Source organism: Planococcus sp. ISL-110 (assembly GCF_018613575.1).
Taxonomy (GTDB): Bacteria; Bacillota; Bacilli; order Bacillales_A; family Planococcaceae; genus Planococcus.
Genome location: NZ_JAGGPX010000012.1, coordinates 210379 through 226408, shown reverse-complemented (window position 1 = coordinate 226408; position 16030 = coordinate 210379). Strand labels below are relative to the sequence as shown.

General features: G+C 45.7%; 17 protein-coding genes and 1 pseudogene. 17 read left to right on the top strand and 1 reads right to left on the bottom strand.

Annotated features, from left to right (window positions below; genetic code table 11):
- Positions 1 to 9: 9 nt before the first annotated feature.
- The 11 genes and pseudogenes from J7I83_RS08910 (at position 10) to J7I83_RS08860 (ending at position 8601) form a co-directional block, all read left to right on the top strand.
- Positions 10 to 459: a MaoC family dehydratase N-terminal domain-containing protein gene (locus tag J7I83_RS08910; protein ID WP_215100342.1), complete on the top strand. Its 450-nt coding sequence runs from the start codon at positions 10 to 12 to the stop codon at positions 457 to 459.
- On the top strand, positions 456 to 854 hold the full coding sequence (locus J7I83_RS08905) for a MaoC/PaaZ C-terminal domain-containing protein (RefSeq protein WP_215100341.1): 399 nt from the start codon (positions 456 to 458) through the stop codon (positions 852 to 854). Before J7I83_RS08910 ends, J7I83_RS08905 begins: the two co-directional genes overlap by 4 nt.
- 36 nt (positions 855 to 890) lie before the next feature.
- Positions 891 to 2063, top strand: a complete 1173-nt coding sequence (locus J7I83_RS08900; RefSeq protein WP_215100340.1) for a thiolase family protein — start codon at positions 891 to 893, stop codon at positions 2061 to 2063.
- Positions 2064 to 2068: 5 nt separating this feature from the next.
- Complete coding sequence (locus tag J7I83_RS08895; protein WP_251047543.1) at positions 2069 to 2485, top strand: acyl-CoA thioesterase; 417 nt, start codon at positions 2069 to 2071, stop codon at positions 2483 to 2485.
- 58 nt (positions 2486 to 2543) lie between these two features.
- Positions 2544 to 3216, top strand: a pseudogene (locus J7I83_RS08890) (acyl-CoA dehydrogenase family protein); the annotation flags it as partial.
- A gap of 41 nt (positions 3217 to 3257) precedes the next feature.
- Positions 3258 to 4121, top strand: coding sequence for a branched-chain amino acid ABC transporter permease (locus J7I83_RS08885; protein ID WP_215100339.1), 864 nt, complete (start codon positions 3258 to 3260; stop codon positions 4119 to 4121).
- Positions 4122 to 5132, top strand: a complete 1011-nt coding sequence (locus J7I83_RS08880) for a branched-chain amino acid ABC transporter permease (RefSeq protein WP_215100338.1) — start codon at positions 4122 to 4124, stop codon at positions 5130 to 5132.
- Positions 5133 to 5145: 13 nt separating this feature from the next.
- Positions 5146 to 5922, top strand: coding sequence for an ABC transporter ATP-binding protein (locus J7I83_RS08875; RefSeq protein ID WP_215100337.1), 777 nt, complete (start codon positions 5146 to 5148; stop codon positions 5920 to 5922).
- The gene (locus J7I83_RS08870) at positions 5906 to 6613 is read left to right on the top strand and encodes an ABC transporter ATP-binding protein (protein WP_215100336.1); all 708 of its coding nucleotides are present in this window, start codon (positions 5906 to 5908) and stop codon (positions 6611 to 6613) included. Before J7I83_RS08875 ends, J7I83_RS08870 begins: the two co-directional genes overlap by 17 nt.
- A gap of 91 nt (positions 6614 to 6704) precedes the next feature.
- Entirely contained in the window at positions 6705 to 7907 is a 1203-nt protein-coding gene (locus tag J7I83_RS08865; protein ID WP_215100335.1) for an ABC transporter substrate-binding protein, read from the top strand.
- A gap of 118 nt (positions 7908 to 8025) precedes the next feature.
- Entirely contained in the window at positions 8026 to 8601 is a 576-nt protein-coding gene (locus J7I83_RS08860; RefSeq protein ID WP_215100334.1) for a TetR/AcrR family transcriptional regulator, read from the top strand.
- A gap of 41 nt (positions 8602 to 8642) precedes the next feature.
- On the opposite strand, the gene J7I83_RS08855 is transcribed toward J7I83_RS08860, so the two are convergent.
- Positions 8643 to 9170, bottom strand: a complete 528-nt coding sequence (locus J7I83_RS08855; RefSeq protein ID WP_215100333.1) for a methylated-DNA--[protein]-cysteine S-methyltransferase — start codon at positions 9168 to 9170, stop codon at positions 8643 to 8645.
- Positions 9171 to 9380: 210 nt separating this feature from the next.
- On the opposite strand from J7I83_RS08855, the gene J7I83_RS08850 reads away from it, so the two are divergent.
- The 6 genes from J7I83_RS08850 (at position 9381) to J7I83_RS08825 (ending at position 15936) form a co-directional block, all read left to right on the top strand.
- Positions 9381 to 9539 carry a hypothetical protein gene (locus tag J7I83_RS08850; RefSeq protein ID WP_215100332.1) on the top strand — a complete coding sequence of 53 codons (159 nt, stop codon included), beginning with the start codon at positions 9381 to 9383 and terminating at the stop codon, positions 9537 to 9539.
- A gap of 106 nt (positions 9540 to 9645) precedes the next feature.
- On the top strand, positions 9646 to 10608 hold the full coding sequence (locus J7I83_RS08845) for a hypothetical protein (protein WP_215100331.1): 963 nt from the start codon (positions 9646 to 9648) through the stop codon (positions 10606 to 10608).
- A gap of 328 nt (positions 10609 to 10936) precedes the next feature.
- Positions 10937 to 12601, top strand: a complete 1665-nt coding sequence (locus tag J7I83_RS08840) for a formate--tetrahydrofolate ligase (protein WP_215100330.1) — start codon at positions 10937 to 10939, stop codon at positions 12599 to 12601.
- 166 nt (positions 12602 to 12767) lie between these two features.
- Positions 12768 to 14267, top strand: a complete 1500-nt coding sequence (locus tag J7I83_RS08835) for a carboxylesterase/lipase family protein (protein WP_215100329.1) — start codon at positions 12768 to 12770, stop codon at positions 14265 to 14267.
- Between the two features lie 21 nt (positions 14268 to 14288).
- Positions 14289 to 14525: a hypothetical protein gene (locus tag J7I83_RS08830; RefSeq protein WP_251047542.1), complete on the top strand. Its 237-nt coding sequence runs from the start codon at positions 14289 to 14291 to the stop codon at positions 14523 to 14525.
- A 109-nt stretch (positions 14526 to 14634) separates the two neighbouring features.
- A complete protein-coding gene (locus J7I83_RS08825) occupies positions 14635 to 15936 on the top strand; it encodes a DUF4139 domain-containing protein (protein WP_215100328.1) in 1302 nt (433 codons plus the stop codon).
- The last annotated feature ends 94 nt before the right edge of the window (positions 15937 to 16030 follow it).

Here is a 16030-nt window from a genome sequence, read left to right as displayed (position 1 = left end):
GGTGCAGCTATGATGAAAGAAAGCATTGGAAAACGTTCGGATAAAGTAAAGAACACAATTGAAAGAGGTGCAGTCCGGAAATTTGCGCAGGCAATCGGCGACCCTGCTCCCATTTTCATCGATGAACAAACAGGTGCTGCTTCACGCTACAAACAAAACATTGCGCCTCCTACATTTCCAGTTACCTTTGACGCCGGAGCCATTGATGGATTGGATCTGCCTTCCAAAGGCTTGATCCACGGTGAGCAAATTTACCATTATACACGGCCTTTAGTTGTCGGAGAAGATGTTTATTGCTGGATGGAAGTAAAAGATTATTACGAGAAAAACGGTAAATTTGGGGATATGGGATTCTTGATTGTCGTTAAGAATGGGGAAAGCGCAGATGGTGAACTGTTGTTTACAGAAGAACGCATCGTCATCATCAATGAAGCAGCCAGGAAGGGGATGATGGTATGAACCGTATAGCCGATTTGCAAAAAGGCGATAGCTTGCCGCTAATTCAATTGGGTCCTGTGTCGCGTCTGGATTTAATCAAGTATGCAGGAGCATCAGGAGACTTTAATCCAATCCACACCATCGATGCTGAAGCTGAAGGAGCGGGATTGCCGGGCATAATCGCCCATGGAATGTGGACAATGGGGAATCTGGCGAAAATTTTCACGCCTTACCTGGAAGAAGGGTTTATCCAGGATTATGCCATTCGTTTTAAAGGCATGGTTTTTCTGGGAGATGTTATTACGTTAAAAGCAATCGTTGCTGAAAAGAAAGATAAGGAAGTTACGTTTCAAGTTCTAGCCGACAACCAGAGCGATAAAAATGTGCTGAAAGGCGAACTTGTTTTTTCGTTATAATTATCGGGATTTTTTATGAAAGAGAGGCGGATAGCCATGAAAAGAGATGCAGTTATCGTATCGGCAGTAAGAACAGCAATCGGACGGCAAGGAGGTGCTTTGGCGTCGGTCCCGGCTCATGTTTTCGGAGCGGAAGTAATCAAGGCGGCAGTAGAACGGGCAGGCATCGATGCGGCAATTATAGACGACGTCATCATGGGCAATGTCTTGAGCGCAGGAGGAAATATTGCCAGGTTGACCGCATTGGAGACGGGGCTTGGAATAGAACTTTCGGGATTGACGATTGACCGCCAATGCGGTTCTGGCATCAATGCGATTAATCTTGCAGCACAAGCCATCTGGGCAGGAGACGGAGAGGTTTTTGTAGCTGGAGGGCTTGAAAGCATGAGCCGGGCCCCCTATTTACTGGGGAAACCTGAAAAGGCTTATAGCCCGGCACCGCCGAAATTCAGAAAATCCCAATTGTCGCCTAAAGAAATCGGTGATCCACCGATGGGCATTACGGCTGAAAATTTAGCGGAACAATTCGGCATCAGTCGTGAAGAACAAGACCGATTTGCATTGGAGAGCCAAAAACGTGCTGCACAAGCAATAGAAGAAGGGCGTTTTGATGAGCAGATTGTGCCCATCCACATCCCGGTTCGCAAAGGGGAGCCGATTGAGTTTAAAAGAGATGAGCATCCGCGTCCACAAACAACCCAGCAAGCCTTGGCGAAACTGCCCCCAGCTTTTCTTGAGGGCGGTACAGTAACGGCTGGAAGCAGTTCGGGCTTGAATGACGCGGCTTCGGCTGCAGTCATCATGTCCAGAGAAAAAGCAGAAGAATTGGGCTTGAAAGCGTTAGCGGTTATACGTGCGCAGGCTGTCGCTGGCGTTGACCCGAATATCATGGGCATCGGACCGGTTCCGGCAACACAAAAAGCCTTGAAGAAAGCGGGGCTTGCTTTGGCTGATATCGATTTGATCGAAATCAATGAAGCATTTGCATCCCAAGTGCTTGCTTGCGATAAAGAGTTAAAGATGGATTTCGACAAAGTGAATGTAAATGGTGGAGCTATTGCACTCGGACATCCACTTGGTGCGACAGGTGCCATTCTGTTGACCAAAGCGGTTTATGAATTGCAGCGTTCTGGTGGAAGATATGCACTTATTACGGCTTGTATCGGCGGCGGACAAGGAATAGCAACGATTATTGAACGGGAGGGGTAAGGGCTTTGGAGAAAATACCCGATATCAATGTGTACGTCAGATTTTGTGAAACTGACGCAGGCGGCCATGTCAGCAATACCAGTTATTTCATTTACATGGAAGAAGCGCGTTCGAAGTTTTTCACGGCCATCGGTTTTACTGGGAAAGAAAAAAGAGGGAATATCGACTTTATCGTTGCTTCCACCACTTGTGATTTTCTGGTTCAGGCTTATGCCGGACAAACTTTAGCCATCGCGACAAAAGTAGAGCGGATCGGGTCCAAAAGCTTTGAACTGGCCCATGAAATCACCAATAACGAAACGGGCGGCCTGATTGCCTCAGGACGGGCGACGATCGTCTGTTTTGATTACCAGAAACAGCAGACCGAAAAGGTGCCGCCTGTGCTCCGTGAGATGCTTGAAGGTTTTTTAATGGAGGCTTAGCGGCAACGGGCAGTGTAGAAGAAAAGAGGAATAAAAATAGATTTTAACTTAGGTGAAGACATTCGCCACAAAAGCGGAGGTTTTTACAGTGATGGCAGTAACCAACACTGAAAAAGCGCGAAAGGCATTACATCGTTCATCATCGAAAAAGATTTTCTGGGCTTTCAGACAGGAACTGCCGAGAAAAAGATGAGTCTTCACGGTTCCCATTCGGCGGAAGTCATTATGGAATACTGTGAAGTGACAGTTGAAAATGTCCTGGGCAGCGAAGGGCAGGGATATGTCAATGCCTTGAAAATACTGGCGAATGGGCGGGCCGGACTTGCTGCCAGAAATTTAGGATCTTCACAGCATCTGCTCGATTTGTCCGTCAAGTTCGCGAAAGAGCGCGTGCAATTCAGCAAGCCGATTATTGAGCATCAGGGCGTTGCTCATATGCTTTCTGAACTGGCGGTGAATGTGGAAGTGCTGAGGTCGTTTGTGTACCGTGTGGCATGGATGGTCAGGGCCAGCAAGTTATTAAAGAAGCGGCGAGGGTGAAACTATTTGGTGCTGAAGTATATAACCGTGTCGCTGATAAAGCATTGCAGGTCCGCGGAGGTATCGGCTATATCGTAGATTATCCGATTGAACGTTATTACCGCGATGCGAGAATCGCTCGAATTTATGAAAGAACTTCTGAAATCCAGAAAAATATTATCGCAGGACGTTTGAGTAAGGAATATTTTTAGAAATTGATTATGAGAAATCGTTCGGAAGAGGAGGGAGAAAGATGGACTTATTTTTGCAGCAGGTTTTTAATGGGCTGACTCTTGGAAGCGTTTACACACTAGTTGCTATTGGGTTGACGCTGGTTTTCGGTATTTTGCATATTCCGAACTTTGCACATGGAGCACTGTATTTAGTGGGTGGTTACGTAACTTTGATGGTGATGTCAGCCACGGGCGTCCATTATTTTATTGCCATCATCGCTTCGATTATTGTTGTAGCGGCATTGGCAGTCCTGATGGAGCGGCTGGTGTTTCATCCGCTCCGGGATTCGCCGCCGATCCATGACAAAATCGCCGCCATCGGATTGGTGCTCTTTTTTGAAGCTCTGGTTCAGCTTGTGTGGGGCACCGAATACCTGCGCATGTTGACACCGTTCGACAACAACATCTCTGTGGCAGGCGTGTCGATGACTAGCCAGCGGCTACTGGTGATTGCTGTAACGGTGGTTGTCGTATTCCTATTGACGCTATTTTTGAAAAAAACCATGATGGGCGCTTCAATTCTGGCGATGGCGCAAAATCGGGAAGGGGCTTTTCTTGTCGGAATCAATGCCAATAAAGTGGCCATGATGACATTCGCAATTTCAGGGGCCTTGGCTGCAATTGCTGCTTCTCTTGCGTCCCCCATCAATCTGGTATTCCCGGCGATGGGCCATTTAGTTATCTTAAAAGCTTTTGTGGTCGTCATTATTGGGGGAATGGGCAGCATTCCTGGTGCCATCATTGCCGGGCTCGTCCTCGGGTTGACCGAAAGCATGGGGGCTACTTATATTTCGAACGATTACAAAGACATGATTGCGTTTTTATTATTGATCGTCATTATGACCGTCCGCCCTAAAGGCTTGTTCGCAAAGGGGGTTTATTAAGTGGATAAAATTTTTAATCATCGCACCCTTATCGCCTTGTTGATTGTCTTTGCTCTCGTATTCCCGTTGATTTATGCAGATAACCGCTATGTGCTGCATGTCATGACCATCGGTTTCATTTTCACGATCAGTGTTTACGGTATGAACATCATCGCCGGGTTTACGGGTCAGCTGTCTTTGGCTCATGCTGGATTTTTTGCTATAGGCGCTTATTCGCTGGGGATTTTAACCACGCGTACAGAAATGAATTTCTGGCTGGCGCTGTTATTGGCGGTTTTGATCACTAGTGCTGCCGGCTTGTTGCTTGGAGCCATTGCGCTTCGGACAAAAGAGCATTTTTTCGCTATTTATACCTTGATCGTCGGTTACCTGATTTATCTGCTGATCGACAAATGGGACGGTTTGACGGGCGGGGTGCGTGGATTGATTGGTATTCCGATACCGGATCCGATCGGACCGCTAAACTTCGAGTCGGCTACTGCGATGTATTATCTGGTCCTGTTTTTCCTTCTGTTGTCCATTTTCATTGCGGTTCGCATTGTCCGGTCACTGACAGGCAGAACTTACATTGCAATCCGCAATAGCGAAGAGTTGGCACAGACACTTGGCATCAATACAAAAGTGAACAAGCTGGTGTCATTCGTCATTTCAGTCGCTTATGCCGGGCTTGCCGGTGCTTTATACGCTTCACTGACACGTTTTATCGGTCCGGATGTCGCAAGTACGAATATGGTCTTCAACTTCCTGATGTATTTGATTGTTGGAGGAATCGGAACACTTTCCGGTCCTCTCGTCGGAACCATGCTTTTTGTCTGGCTGGAACAGTTCCTGAGAAGTTATCAGGAATATCATCTATTGATTTTTGGTCCAATCCTGGTCATCATGGTCATTTTCTTTCCAACGGGAATTGTCGGAGGCTTTTATCGAATTAAGGCGAGGCTCCAACAGAAGAAAGTACCAAAGGATAATAAATATTTCAATCCGGTTCCAGTGAAATCGACAAAAAAATAAATGGGGTGTCAATGTGGCGTTTATTGAAGTGAAAGGAATCACTAAAAAATTTGGTGGCCTGATTGCAGTCGACAATGTGGATTTTGAAATAGAAAAGGGCAAGATTACCGCCATCATCGGTCCAAACGGGGCTGGGAAATCCACTTTCTTTAATTTGATCAACGGTTTTCATAAGCCGACATCTGGGAGTATCCTGTTTGAAGGAAAAGACATTACGAAAATACCGGTGCACAAAGGTGCCCATCTCGGAATTGCAAGAACGTTTCAGACAACACATTTATTTGAACAATCGACTGTCATTGATAATGTCATTGTGGGCCATCGTTTGCGGACAAAATCGAATTTATTCGATGCGGTGTTCCGAACAAAGCGGGAAAAAGATGAGGAAAATAGGGCATACGAAATAGCGATGGAGTCTTTGGAATTCGTCGGAATGGCACATTTAGCGAATACACAAGTATCGACCATCACACAAGAAGCGAAAAAGAGGGTGGCGATTGCCTTAGCGCTCGCAACGGGTCCAAAAGTGATGTTTCTCGATGAGCCGGCAGCCGGCATCAACCCGGAAGAAACGGATGGACTGGCCCAATTGATGAAAAAAATAGCAGCCAGCGGTATTACGGTTTGTACAATTGAACACAAAATGCAGATGATCATGGGAATGGCTGATAAAATCATGGTCTTGAATCAGGGCGCAAAAATTGCGGAAGGTACGCCCGATGAAATAAAAAATAATCCTGTAGTCATTGAAGCTTATTTGGGAGGCGAAGCGATTGCTGAAGTTAATTGATGTGACAGTGAAGTTTGGAGCATTCCAGGCACTCAGCAATATCAACATCGAAGTGCAGGAAGGAGAGCTAGTGGTCCTGCTCGGAGCAAATGGCGCTGGAAAAAGCACAATTTTTAATGCTGTCAGTGGATTGAATAAACCGGCGTTGGGAGATATTCAATTCCTGGGGGGGAGTGTTAAAGGCAACTCGCCTGACCGAATGGTGAAAGTAGGTGTTGTCCAATGCCCGGAAGGAAAAAAGCTTTTTCCGGATATGACAGTCCAACAAAATTTGATGATGGGCGGGTATGTCCATCGTGGCAAAAAAGCACAATTGAGAAGTTCGTTGGAAGAGGTCTATGAACTGTTTCCAATTTTAAGGGAAAAAAAAGACGATTCAGCAGGTTCATTAAGCGGAGGACAGCAGCAGATGCTTGCGATTGGGCGGGCATTGATGTCTAAGCCGAAATTGATCATGTTGGATGAACCATCCATCGGGCTCGCTCCGTTGATTGTGGAACAGATGTTTTCAATCATCAAAAAAATTAATAAGAGTGGAACAACGGTGCTGCTCGCGGAACAAAACGCCAATGCCGCTTTGAAAATTGCTGACCGCGGCTATGTGATTGAAAACGGAACGGTTGTTTTAAAAGGGAGCAGTGCAGAGCTGTTCAATAATGATGCTATCCGGAAAGCATATATCGGAGCTTAAGGAATAAAAAGGATTTGGATATTTAAGGAGGTGAGACTCCGCTTCTCGGGTTGCTGAAATAAAAACTTAGGATAAAAGGGGAGATCATTTTATGCGCTCATTAAAAAAAGGACTATCCGGTGGATTGTTGTTTCTATTGATTTTAATTGTATCAGCTTGCGGAAATGAGGAAGTGTCATCAGAAGCGGGTAGCGACTCGGGCAGTTCAGGCGATTCAGGCGGGGAAATCACCATCGGCTACAGCGGACCTTTAAGCGGGCCTGCTGCAACGTACGGAGAAGAAACCTTAAAAGGATTGGAAATGGCTGTTAAAGACATCAATGAAGAAGGCGGAATCGAAGTGGACGGGCAGAATTACACGTTTGCTGTTTCTACTTTGGATGATAAGTACTTGCCGAACGAAACTGCGGCTAATGCAAAACGTCTGGTTCAGGAAGAGGATGCAAAATTCATCTATAGTCCGCATAGTGGCGGGATTTATGCCATGCAAGTATTTAATGAGATGGAAGATTTTGTTATTATGGGATACACCAGCGAACCGGGCGTGACAGATCAAGGGAACACTTTGAATGTCCGGATTCCACCTCGTTATGACCAATATTTAGAGCCTTTTACAGATTATGAAATGGAGCGTTTTGGCGAAAAGATTGCTTTTCTTCCAACAGCGAGCCAGTACGGAAAAGACTGGTCTGAAATGCTTCAGCCGGTATGGGAAGAAAAAGGTGGGGAAGTGGTCTTTAATGAATCCATCGATTTCAGCAAAGATACAGATTTCCAGACTATCGTTTCGAACGCTTTAGAACAGGATCCGGATGTCATGTTTATCGGCGGACCATCTGAGCCGACAGCCCTTGTTGCGAAGCAGGCACGCGACCTTGGATTTGAAGGCGGATTCCTGATCATGGACCAAGCAAAACTGGATGAAATGGCTGCCGTACTTGGCGACGATTACAGTTTGCTTGAAGGAGCAATTTCAACAACGCCACTGGTCAATTCGGAATTTCCGGGTACAGCTGAATACGTAGAGAAATACAAAGAAAATAACGACCGGGACCCAAGTGCAGAGTCCGCTTTCCATTACGTTTCCTTGTACATATTGGCGGAAGCGATGAAAGCAGCAGGATCGGTGGATGATACAAAGACCATCATGGCGGCAATGGACGAAGGTGCCAAAAATCTTCCGGAAGACAAACAAGTGTATGTAATTCCTGAAGTCGGAGAAGATGGCGGCTTTGGTTCGATGCTTCGTGTTTCTTATATCGAGGATGGCGAATTGGTAGTGGTCGGTGAATAACACTGAAATTGGAGGAGAGTACAGCCTGTACTCTCCTTTGCTTTATATTTATGGATGGAGGCAAAAGAAATGTTATAATACGACAAGGCTTGTAAGACTAAGAAAGGCAGTGGGCTGCGTGAAAAGTGAATTAATCAAACAAAGCATCAATCTTTTTGTGGAAAAAGGATTCAGTGCCACTTCCATACAGGATATCGTTGATACAATAGGTGTTACAAAAGGTTCTTTTTATTATCATTTCAAAAGCAAGGAAGCGCTTTTGATGGATATTCATTCGCATTACATCGATGATCTGTTAAGAAGGCAGAAAACTATTCTGGACACTGAGAAAAACTATAAAGATAAATTAATGGCGATCGTTGAATTGATTATTGGTGATATTGAGAAACAGGGAGCGGTTGGCCGTGTATATTTCCGGGAAATTCGTCATTTAAAAGAAGACAATGCGGCAATAATCAGGCAAAAACGGGCAGCTTTCCGGGACAATATCGAACTATTGTTGGCAGAAGGCATTGAAGCCAACGAATTCAGAAAAGAGCTGAATCCTAAAATAATTACATTTGCCATTTTAGGCATTACGAATTGGAGCTACCAATGGTTCAATCCAGAAGGCAACTTATCGGTGAAAGAGCTTTCCGCCATGTATACGGATTTCATCCTGTATGGCATTCATTCTTCCGGTACCCCCGATTGAAAAACGAACCCCCACTTCAGCGGCTGAAGTGGGGGTTTTATTTACTCTTCTTTCGAGTTTTGGGCTTCCAACTCAAGCAAAAACCGTTTGAAAGAAAGTCCGCCCCTGTATCCGCTCATAGCGCCATTCTTGCCGATGACGCGGTGGCATGGGACAGTGATGAGCAAGGGATTTGCGCCAATGGCGGTTGCCACTGCCCGTACGGCTGTGGGCCCGCCAATGCAATCGGCAATTTCAGAGTAAGAAAAGGTTTGTCCATATGGAATTTCTTTCAATGCCCGCCATGTCCGTTGCTGAAAAGGAGTTCCCTGTATATCGACAGGCAAAGAAAATTCCTGTCGTAAACCCTTCAGGTAAACCATCAATTCCTGTACATAGTCCCTCAGCATTTCATCGTTTTTTTCCAGAGTAGCCGCAGGAAAACGTTTTTTTACATAAGTTGTAAATTCTTCGTAGCTTTCTTCGGGAGAGCCTACGTAACACAATCCATTTTCAGTTCTGGCGATATGGAGCTTCCACGAATCGTGTTCGATTGTTGACCAATAAATGCAGTGATTGGTGGCTGGCATATCTTGTTCATCCTCTCCTGTGAGCTATACGGCAGGTCATGGTATTTATCCATAATTCTTTTGCTTGTGTACTAACTACAAAATAAGATTTTGATACATGGAAAGCAAGAAAATGAAATTTTTAGAGGTGGGCAGTTTTCAGTTTTAATGGTTGGCATGCGGGAATAAAACAAGTAATAAAACAAGTAAAAAAATAAAGGAGGGGTTACGATGGCAAGAGACAAAAATTTAGAAAAATTAAAGCAAAAGCAGCTGGAGAAGGAAATGAGAGAACAGGAAACAGAAACACAAATGGAAATGACAGACAGCGGAGAGATCCCGGATCTGCAGGACGATACAGAAGGTGAAGAAAACCAGGAGAAAAAATAGAAGAGAAAACTATTTCCCGCATTTCGGTTTCGGCCGGGGTGCGGGTTTTTTATGGAGAGGCGTGTTAATATAGACACTATCAAAATGCAAAGAGAGAGTGGTTTATATGTTCAATTCCTTACCCCGATTAATGGAAGAAAAGAAACTGACAGACAAGCGCTCAATCCCCTGGAACCAGATTTGCCAAGAAGAGCAGCTGTCGGAACAATTCATTAAAGAAAACTTGGATCAAGTGAATTGGAGGCTGATTTCGCGGCATCAGGAATTATCGGAAGGCTTTATACGCAAGTACAGAAATCGTTTGTTTTGGGATGAAATCATTCAAGCGCAAAAGCTTTCTGAAACCTTTATTGAGAAATATGCAGATAAAAAGAAATGGCGTCCGGTTGCTGCAGAAGAACTAAGTAAAAAACAGCAAAAGACGTTCGAAAAAGAAAGTAAACCATTTGATGCAATGGAATATTGGAAGCTTGTCTCGATGAAGCAGCAGCTGGCCAACTCAAAAGGTCTGTCACCAGCGTTTATCGAAAAGCACCAGGATAAATTGTCATGGCCAGCGCTTTGCCGATATCAGTATTTGCCGATGCCGCTGATTCATCGCCATGCCCGCCAAGTGGATTGGACTTTGGTGACGCGCCACCAGACTTTATCCGAACGTTTTATCGAGAAGTACAGCAACGACGTAGAATGGGAAACCATTTCATTCCATCAGTCCTTGTCCGAACGCTTCATCAACCGGCACCATGCAAAAATGAGCTTTATTTCAGCGGAAGAGGGACGTTCTGAAGCCTTCCTTTATACCCATTTCAACAAGCTGGATGCCACATCGATTCTGGAGCATCAAGAGTTGAGTGAAGTGAGAAAGTACGAGCCGCTGGATGTCTATGTACTGACTAAAAACGGCCAAAAGAAATATATCCTCAAGTTTCACGATTTCACCGAAAATTTGGAGCCAGTCCGAAAAGCCGACGAAGAAGAACTGTATGAACAGTTGGAGGAAAATGATTTATTGGCAACCGTTGAGGAAGATTTTCCGGAACTGATGATCATCGGTGACACACGGTTCTGATATCATGCTTTATTTACTGAAGCCTGTTTTTTCTGTTCTTCTAAAAATGTGATTGTATGAGCAATGAATTTCTTGACGTTAGCTGTTCGGCTGCGTTCTCTATGCTAAATGAGTCCCGCCGTACGGATGTGTAAAGGTTACCGTCAGTAGGATTTCTGCTTCTATAAAGCAAGGGACATCAGCTTCTATCCTTTTCTTCAGCCAGTTTCTGCAGCTGGAAAGAAAGTGCAAATAACCACCTCTCTGAAATTTGGAGAGACGGTTATTTTTTGTTTTAACGAAAAACAGGTTATACTAAATATAAAAATTGAAAGTTGGGATTCTATTCATGGCGTTTACTGATTTATCGATTGCGAGCAGAGCGACTATCCAGCCGATTCTGGAAATTGCAGAACAGGCTGGCATCTCTAAGGAAGCCTTGGAACTATACGGAAACTTTAAAGCGAAAATCAATGTAGACCGACTGGAGCCTGTCCAAAAACTAGGGCAAGTAGTGCTGGTGACGGCAATAAGCCCAACACCTGCTGGAGAAGGGAAGTCTACTGTAACAGTAGGGTTGGCGGATGCTTTCAAGCAATTGGATGAATCGGTGGCAGTAGCGCTCCGCGAACCGTCTTTAGGTCCGGTGATGGGTGTCAAAGGCGGAGCTACTGGCGGTGGATTTGCACAAGTCCTGCCGATGGAAGACATCAATCTGCATTTTACTGGAGATATCCATGCCATCACTTCAGCGAATAATGCATTAGCTGCGTTGATTGATAATCATCTGCATCAAGGAAATCTCTTGAATATCGATCCGCGCCGCATTACATGGAAGCGTGCGCTGGATATCAATGATCGTGCACTGCGCCAAGTGACAATCGGTCTTGGCGGTCCAGGGCAAGGAATTCCGCGCCAGGACGGCTTCGACATTACAGTGGCTTCGGAAATTATGGCAGTCCTGTGTTTGGCGACTTCTCTGGCGGATTTAAAAGAACGATTGGCACAGATGGTCATCGGTTACACATACGCCAAAGAGCCGATCACAGTAAGAGACCTCGGAGTGGAAGGGGCTTTGACTTTGTTGTTGAAAGAAGCTTTTAAGCCGAACCTGGTTCAGACGATTGAAGGAACACCCGCTATTATCCACGGCGGTCCGTTCGCGAACATTGCTCATGGCTGCAACTCGCTGATCGCCACGAATACTGCAAGAAGAATAGCTGATATTGTGGTAACGGAAGCGGGGTTCGGAGCAGATTTGGGTGCAGAGAAATTCATGCACATCAAATCGAGAAAAGGCGGGTTCCATCCGGATGCCGTAGTAATCGTAGCAACTGTCCGTGCATTGAAAATGCATGGCGGTATTGCGAAAACGCTATTGGCAGAAGAAGATGCAGATGCCGTTAAACGCGGAATGGTCAACTTAGCGAAGCATGTGGATACGATTCGCCAATTCGGCATCGAGCCGGTTGTGGCGCTCAACCGCTTTGCCGGCGACAGTGAAGCGGAGTTGGCGGCAGTGCTGGATTGGACGGAGGCAGAAGGTGTTGCCATCGCCATGACGGAAGTCTGGGAAAAAGGTGGACAGGGTGGAATTGCCCTGGCCAAACTGGTCAAACAGGAGTTGCAGCGCCCAACAGATTTTCATCACTTGTACAAGGAAGACGATGAGATTGAGAACAAGCTCCGGACAATCGTTCAAAAAGTATACGGGGGAGCGGACATCCAATTATCGGACCTGGCGCAAAAGCAGCTGGTGGAGTTGAAGAAATATGGATGGGATTCCTTGCCGATCTGCATGGCGAAAACTCAGTACTCGTTATCGGACCAGCCGAAATTACTGGGACGCCCTGAGGGTTTCACCATTACGATCAGAGAAATCATGCCGAAGTTGGGTGCAGGGTTTTTGGTCTGCTTGACGGGAGATATCATGACTATGCCAGGTCTTCCCAAGCAACCCGCCGCACTGAATATGGACGTCACTGGTGACGGGAAAGCCATCGGTTTATTCTAAGAACCAAAGACTCGGGCAAAAGCTCCGGGTCTTTTTTTTTTTGTTCGGAATAGGACAAGTGATATGATGTTTGTAATTAAACTAAATAATCAGATAAAAAAGGCTATTTATAAGGATGAATGGTAGAATATAGGGTGCAAAGCATCAGCAGTAAGGGGAGAAAGCTATGACAGTAACCATTGTTGAAAGTGTATACGGAAAGTTGAGAGGCCAGCAGCAGGGCAATGTCACTGTCTGGAAAGGCATTCCTTACGCCAAACCGCCTATTGACGATCTGCGTTTTCGTGCACCACAGCCTCCGGAGCCATGGACTGAGGTGCGTGAGGCTGTTTTATTTGGTCCTTCCGCTATGCAGGCCTCCAATGGGATCATGGAGTTTTTAGGCAATCAAACAGATAATACCAGTGAAGATTGTCTTTATCTGAATGTCTGGTCGCCGGCTGCTGACAGCAGACGCCGTCCAGTTATGGTATGGATTCATGGCGGTGCTTTTACCACTGGTTCAGGTTCCAGCCAGGCCTATGATGGCCGTTCTTTTGCAACGGAAGGGGATGTTGTCGTCGTGACATTCAATTACCGTTTAGGAGCTCTTGGTTTTTTGCATCTGGGAGACGTTGGGGGCGATGATTTTTCAGGATCCTGCAATTGCGGTATTCTGGATCAGATTGCAGCTCTTCAATGGGTGCAGGACAATATTGGGGAATTTGGTGGTGATCCGGAGCGTGTAACGATTTTCGGCGAATCTGCCGGGGCCATGAGCATCGGTGTCCTGCTGGCCGTTCCAAAAGCGAAAGGGCTGTTCCATCAAGCAATTATGCAAAGCGGTGCAGCGGCCAATTTACTCAGTTCAACCATTGCGGAAAAAGTCAGCAGCCGTCTTTTGGCTGCGTTGAAAATCGGACATGGTGAAGTGGACAAAATCAGGCAGATTCCCGCCCAGCAATTAGTCGATACAGCAGCTCTATTTCCGGCAATGAGCCTCGTTCCTGTAGTGGAGGGCGACTTGCTCCCTGTGCACCCGGAGCAAGCGATAGCCGAAGGGGCTGCCAAAGAGATTCCGGTACTGATTGGTACAAACAAAGATGAATATCGGCTCTTCAGCTTTTTTGATCCCCGTTGGAAGCGAGGCGATAAGGATGAAATCTCCTCCATCTTTGAACATGCGTTTGGCCTTAAGTGGCTGGGCATTTCTCAATCCCTGATCGACGGGGAGGAGCTAAATCAGAGCATCTACGATAAACTGATGACGATGAGCCTGTTTACATTTCCTGCTTTGAAACTTGCAGAGTTGCAGGTAACACAGGGTGCGCCGGTATGGATATACAGATTCGACTGGGAGACTCCTGTTTTTGATGGTGAACTAAAAGCCTGCCATGGCTTGGAACTCCCGTTCGTTTGGAATACCCTTTCAAAAGCGGGTACTGAAAAATTAACGGGAATCCTGGAAGAACGAAAAAAATTGGCGGAAGAAATGCACCATTCCTGGATTCGCTTTGCCCGAAGCGGCAATCCGAATACACCGAAGCTCCCTGAGTGGCGGGTGTATAATCTCGAACATCGGCCAGTCATGATATTCAACCGAGAGAATGTGCTCGTCCATGACCCGAACAGCGAAGAGCGGAAAACCTGGAAAAATCTTATGGTACATTTGGAAAAATCACGGTAACAAAAAAGAGAAATGGTGGGAATGAACATGAAATGCCAAATTACAGTCATGGATTTTATTGAAGAAGGAACGGCGATTTACATAAAAGTTGAAGTTTACGATCATGAGAAAAACCAACGGCATCGGGAAGAACTGAGGTTTTTAGGGGACTTGCTATATGGGGATTTAGTGCATCCGAAAAAGTCTCCTTTATCAGAAGAATGCCGCCTGGACACCATTGCTTATTTGAAACAGTATTTTAACCGGTTGATCGGCTGAGCTTAACTGGTTCGATTGTTTCGTTTCAGTTGATGCAGCAGATATGAAAACTACCTTATTTTCGCTTAGGTCAACAGTCAGATCAAGTCTTGAAAAAGGAGAGATCCGGATGAAATTCCAATCAACGCACCAGCAACAGACAGCTTCAAGTTTGACGGTCTACAACGATGGTTTCGGACTGGTCAAAGAGACGCGAATGATTCCAGGAAACAAAGAAGTGACTGAAATCCAATTCATGGATGTCGCTTCAGGGATCGAAGCGGAATCCGTCTTGATCGACGGAATCCACGTACTGGAACAAAGTTATGATTATGACTTAATCAGTAAAGAAAAGCTCTTGGAGAAGTATATTGATGATGTTATCACTGTGAGAAATGCAGAACTTGATGAAGAGATGCAGATCCGCTTGCTCAGTGTTTCCGGAAGCATCATCGGTGAACGTGTCGATACAAAAGAAGTGGTCATTGATCCGATCGGCGAGCTGATTCTTCCTTCGTTGCCGGAAGGATTATTGATGAAACCGGCTTTGATATGGAAAACAGCCTCCATTGAAACGGATCAAGAAGCGAAAGTTTCTTATTTGACCCGGGGGTTGGAATGGCAGGCAAGTTATGTCGCAGAAATTCGCGGCTCCCAGCTAACGCTTTCTGGCTGGGTCCAGCTGTCCAACAACAGCGGCATGAGTTTTTTTGACAGCCGGCTCAAGCTGGCTTCCGGTAAGGTGATCCGCTATGCAGATACTCATCCATTGCACCTCCAAGCCAGGCTATTTGCCAAATCAGAGGAGTCCGAGTCTTCTTTCCAAGAGCATAGCTTCGCTGATCACCATGCTTACAGCCTCGAGCGTCCAGTGAACTTGCTGCACGGGCAGACAAAACAGATCAGTTTCCAGAAGGCACAGGACGTGGCTTTCCGGAAGCTGTATAAAGTGGAGTCGGGCAGTCAGCATGCCAAGGTTATAGTGGAATTTGACAATACTACAGCCAACAAGCTGGGAATCCCATTACCTAAAGGGATTTTCAAGGTGTATGAGCAGGACCTGGATGGTGAAATGGAGTTTGTCGGAGAGAGTGCCATCCGCCATGTTGGGGCACAGCAGGAAGTTTCTGTGGCCATAGGAGAGGCGTTTGATATTGTCAGCGAAAGCTGGGAGAAAAAGCGTGAGAGATATGGGAATTTTGACTATGTGACTTATGTATACAAACTACAAAACCGGAAATCAGAGTACGTGCGAATCGAAGTTAACCATCAAATTCACGAACGGATCTGGCAGATGGAATCGTCTAGCCATGATTACGAACTAAAGCAGTCAAATGAACTGGAGTTCCGTGTGCGCATTTCTGCCGCTAAGGAAGTAGAGGTCGAATTCACTTATAAAGTGGATAGAACCACTGATGAGCGTGCTAAATAAGTACCGAGCTGGGTTGTATGGGTGATACAAGAAATAAATTTCGCTTTGATAAAATAAAACTAATCAAACCACTACTTTATAGGTAAAGGAGAAT

What these genes read in the sequence shown, in the direction of transcription:
- J7I83_RS08900 (WP_215100340.1), top strand. Translation starts at nt 891, where the DNA reads ATGAAAAGAGATGCAGTTATCGTATCGGCAGTAAGAACAGCAATCGGA.
- J7I83_RS08855 (WP_215100333.1), bottom strand. Translation starts at nt 9,170, where the DNA reads ATGCCAGCCACCAATCACTGCATTTATTGGTCAACAATCGAACACGAT.
- J7I83_RS08850 (WP_215100332.1), top strand. Translation starts at nt 9,381, where the DNA reads ATGGCAAGAGACAAAAATTTAGAAAAATTAAAGCAAAAGCAGCTGGAG.
- J7I83_RS08905 (WP_215100341.1), top strand. Translation starts at nt 456, where the DNA reads ATGAACCGTATAGCCGATTTGCAAAAAGGCGATAGCTTGCCGCTAATT.
- J7I83_RS08830 (WP_251047542.1), top strand. Translation starts at nt 14,289, where the DNA reads ATGAACATGAAATGCCAAATTACAGTCATGGATTTTATTGAAGAAGGA.
- J7I83_RS08885 (WP_215100339.1), top strand. Translation starts at nt 3,258, where the DNA reads ATGGACTTATTTTTGCAGCAGGTTTTTAATGGGCTGACTCTTGGAAGC.
- J7I83_RS08845 (WP_215100331.1), top strand. Translation starts at nt 9,646, where the DNA reads ATGTTCAATTCCTTACCCCGATTAATGGAAGAAAAGAAACTGACAGAC.
- J7I83_RS08840 (WP_215100330.1), top strand. Translation starts at nt 10,937, where the DNA reads ATGGCGTTTACTGATTTATCGATTGCGAGCAGAGCGACTATCCAGCCG.
- J7I83_RS08825 (WP_215100328.1), top strand. Translation starts at nt 14,635, where the DNA reads ATGAAATTCCAATCAACGCACCAGCAACAGACAGCTTCAAGTTTGACG.
- J7I83_RS08910 (WP_215100342.1), top strand. Translation starts at nt 10, where the DNA reads ATGATGAAAGAAAGCATTGGAAAACGTTCGGATAAAGTAAAGAACACA.
- J7I83_RS08865 (WP_215100335.1), top strand. Translation starts at nt 6,705, where the DNA reads ATGCGCTCATTAAAAAAAGGACTATCCGGTGGATTGTTGTTTCTATTG.
- J7I83_RS08835 (WP_215100329.1), top strand. Translation starts at nt 12,768, where the DNA reads ATGACAGTAACCATTGTTGAAAGTGTATACGGAAAGTTGAGAGGCCAG.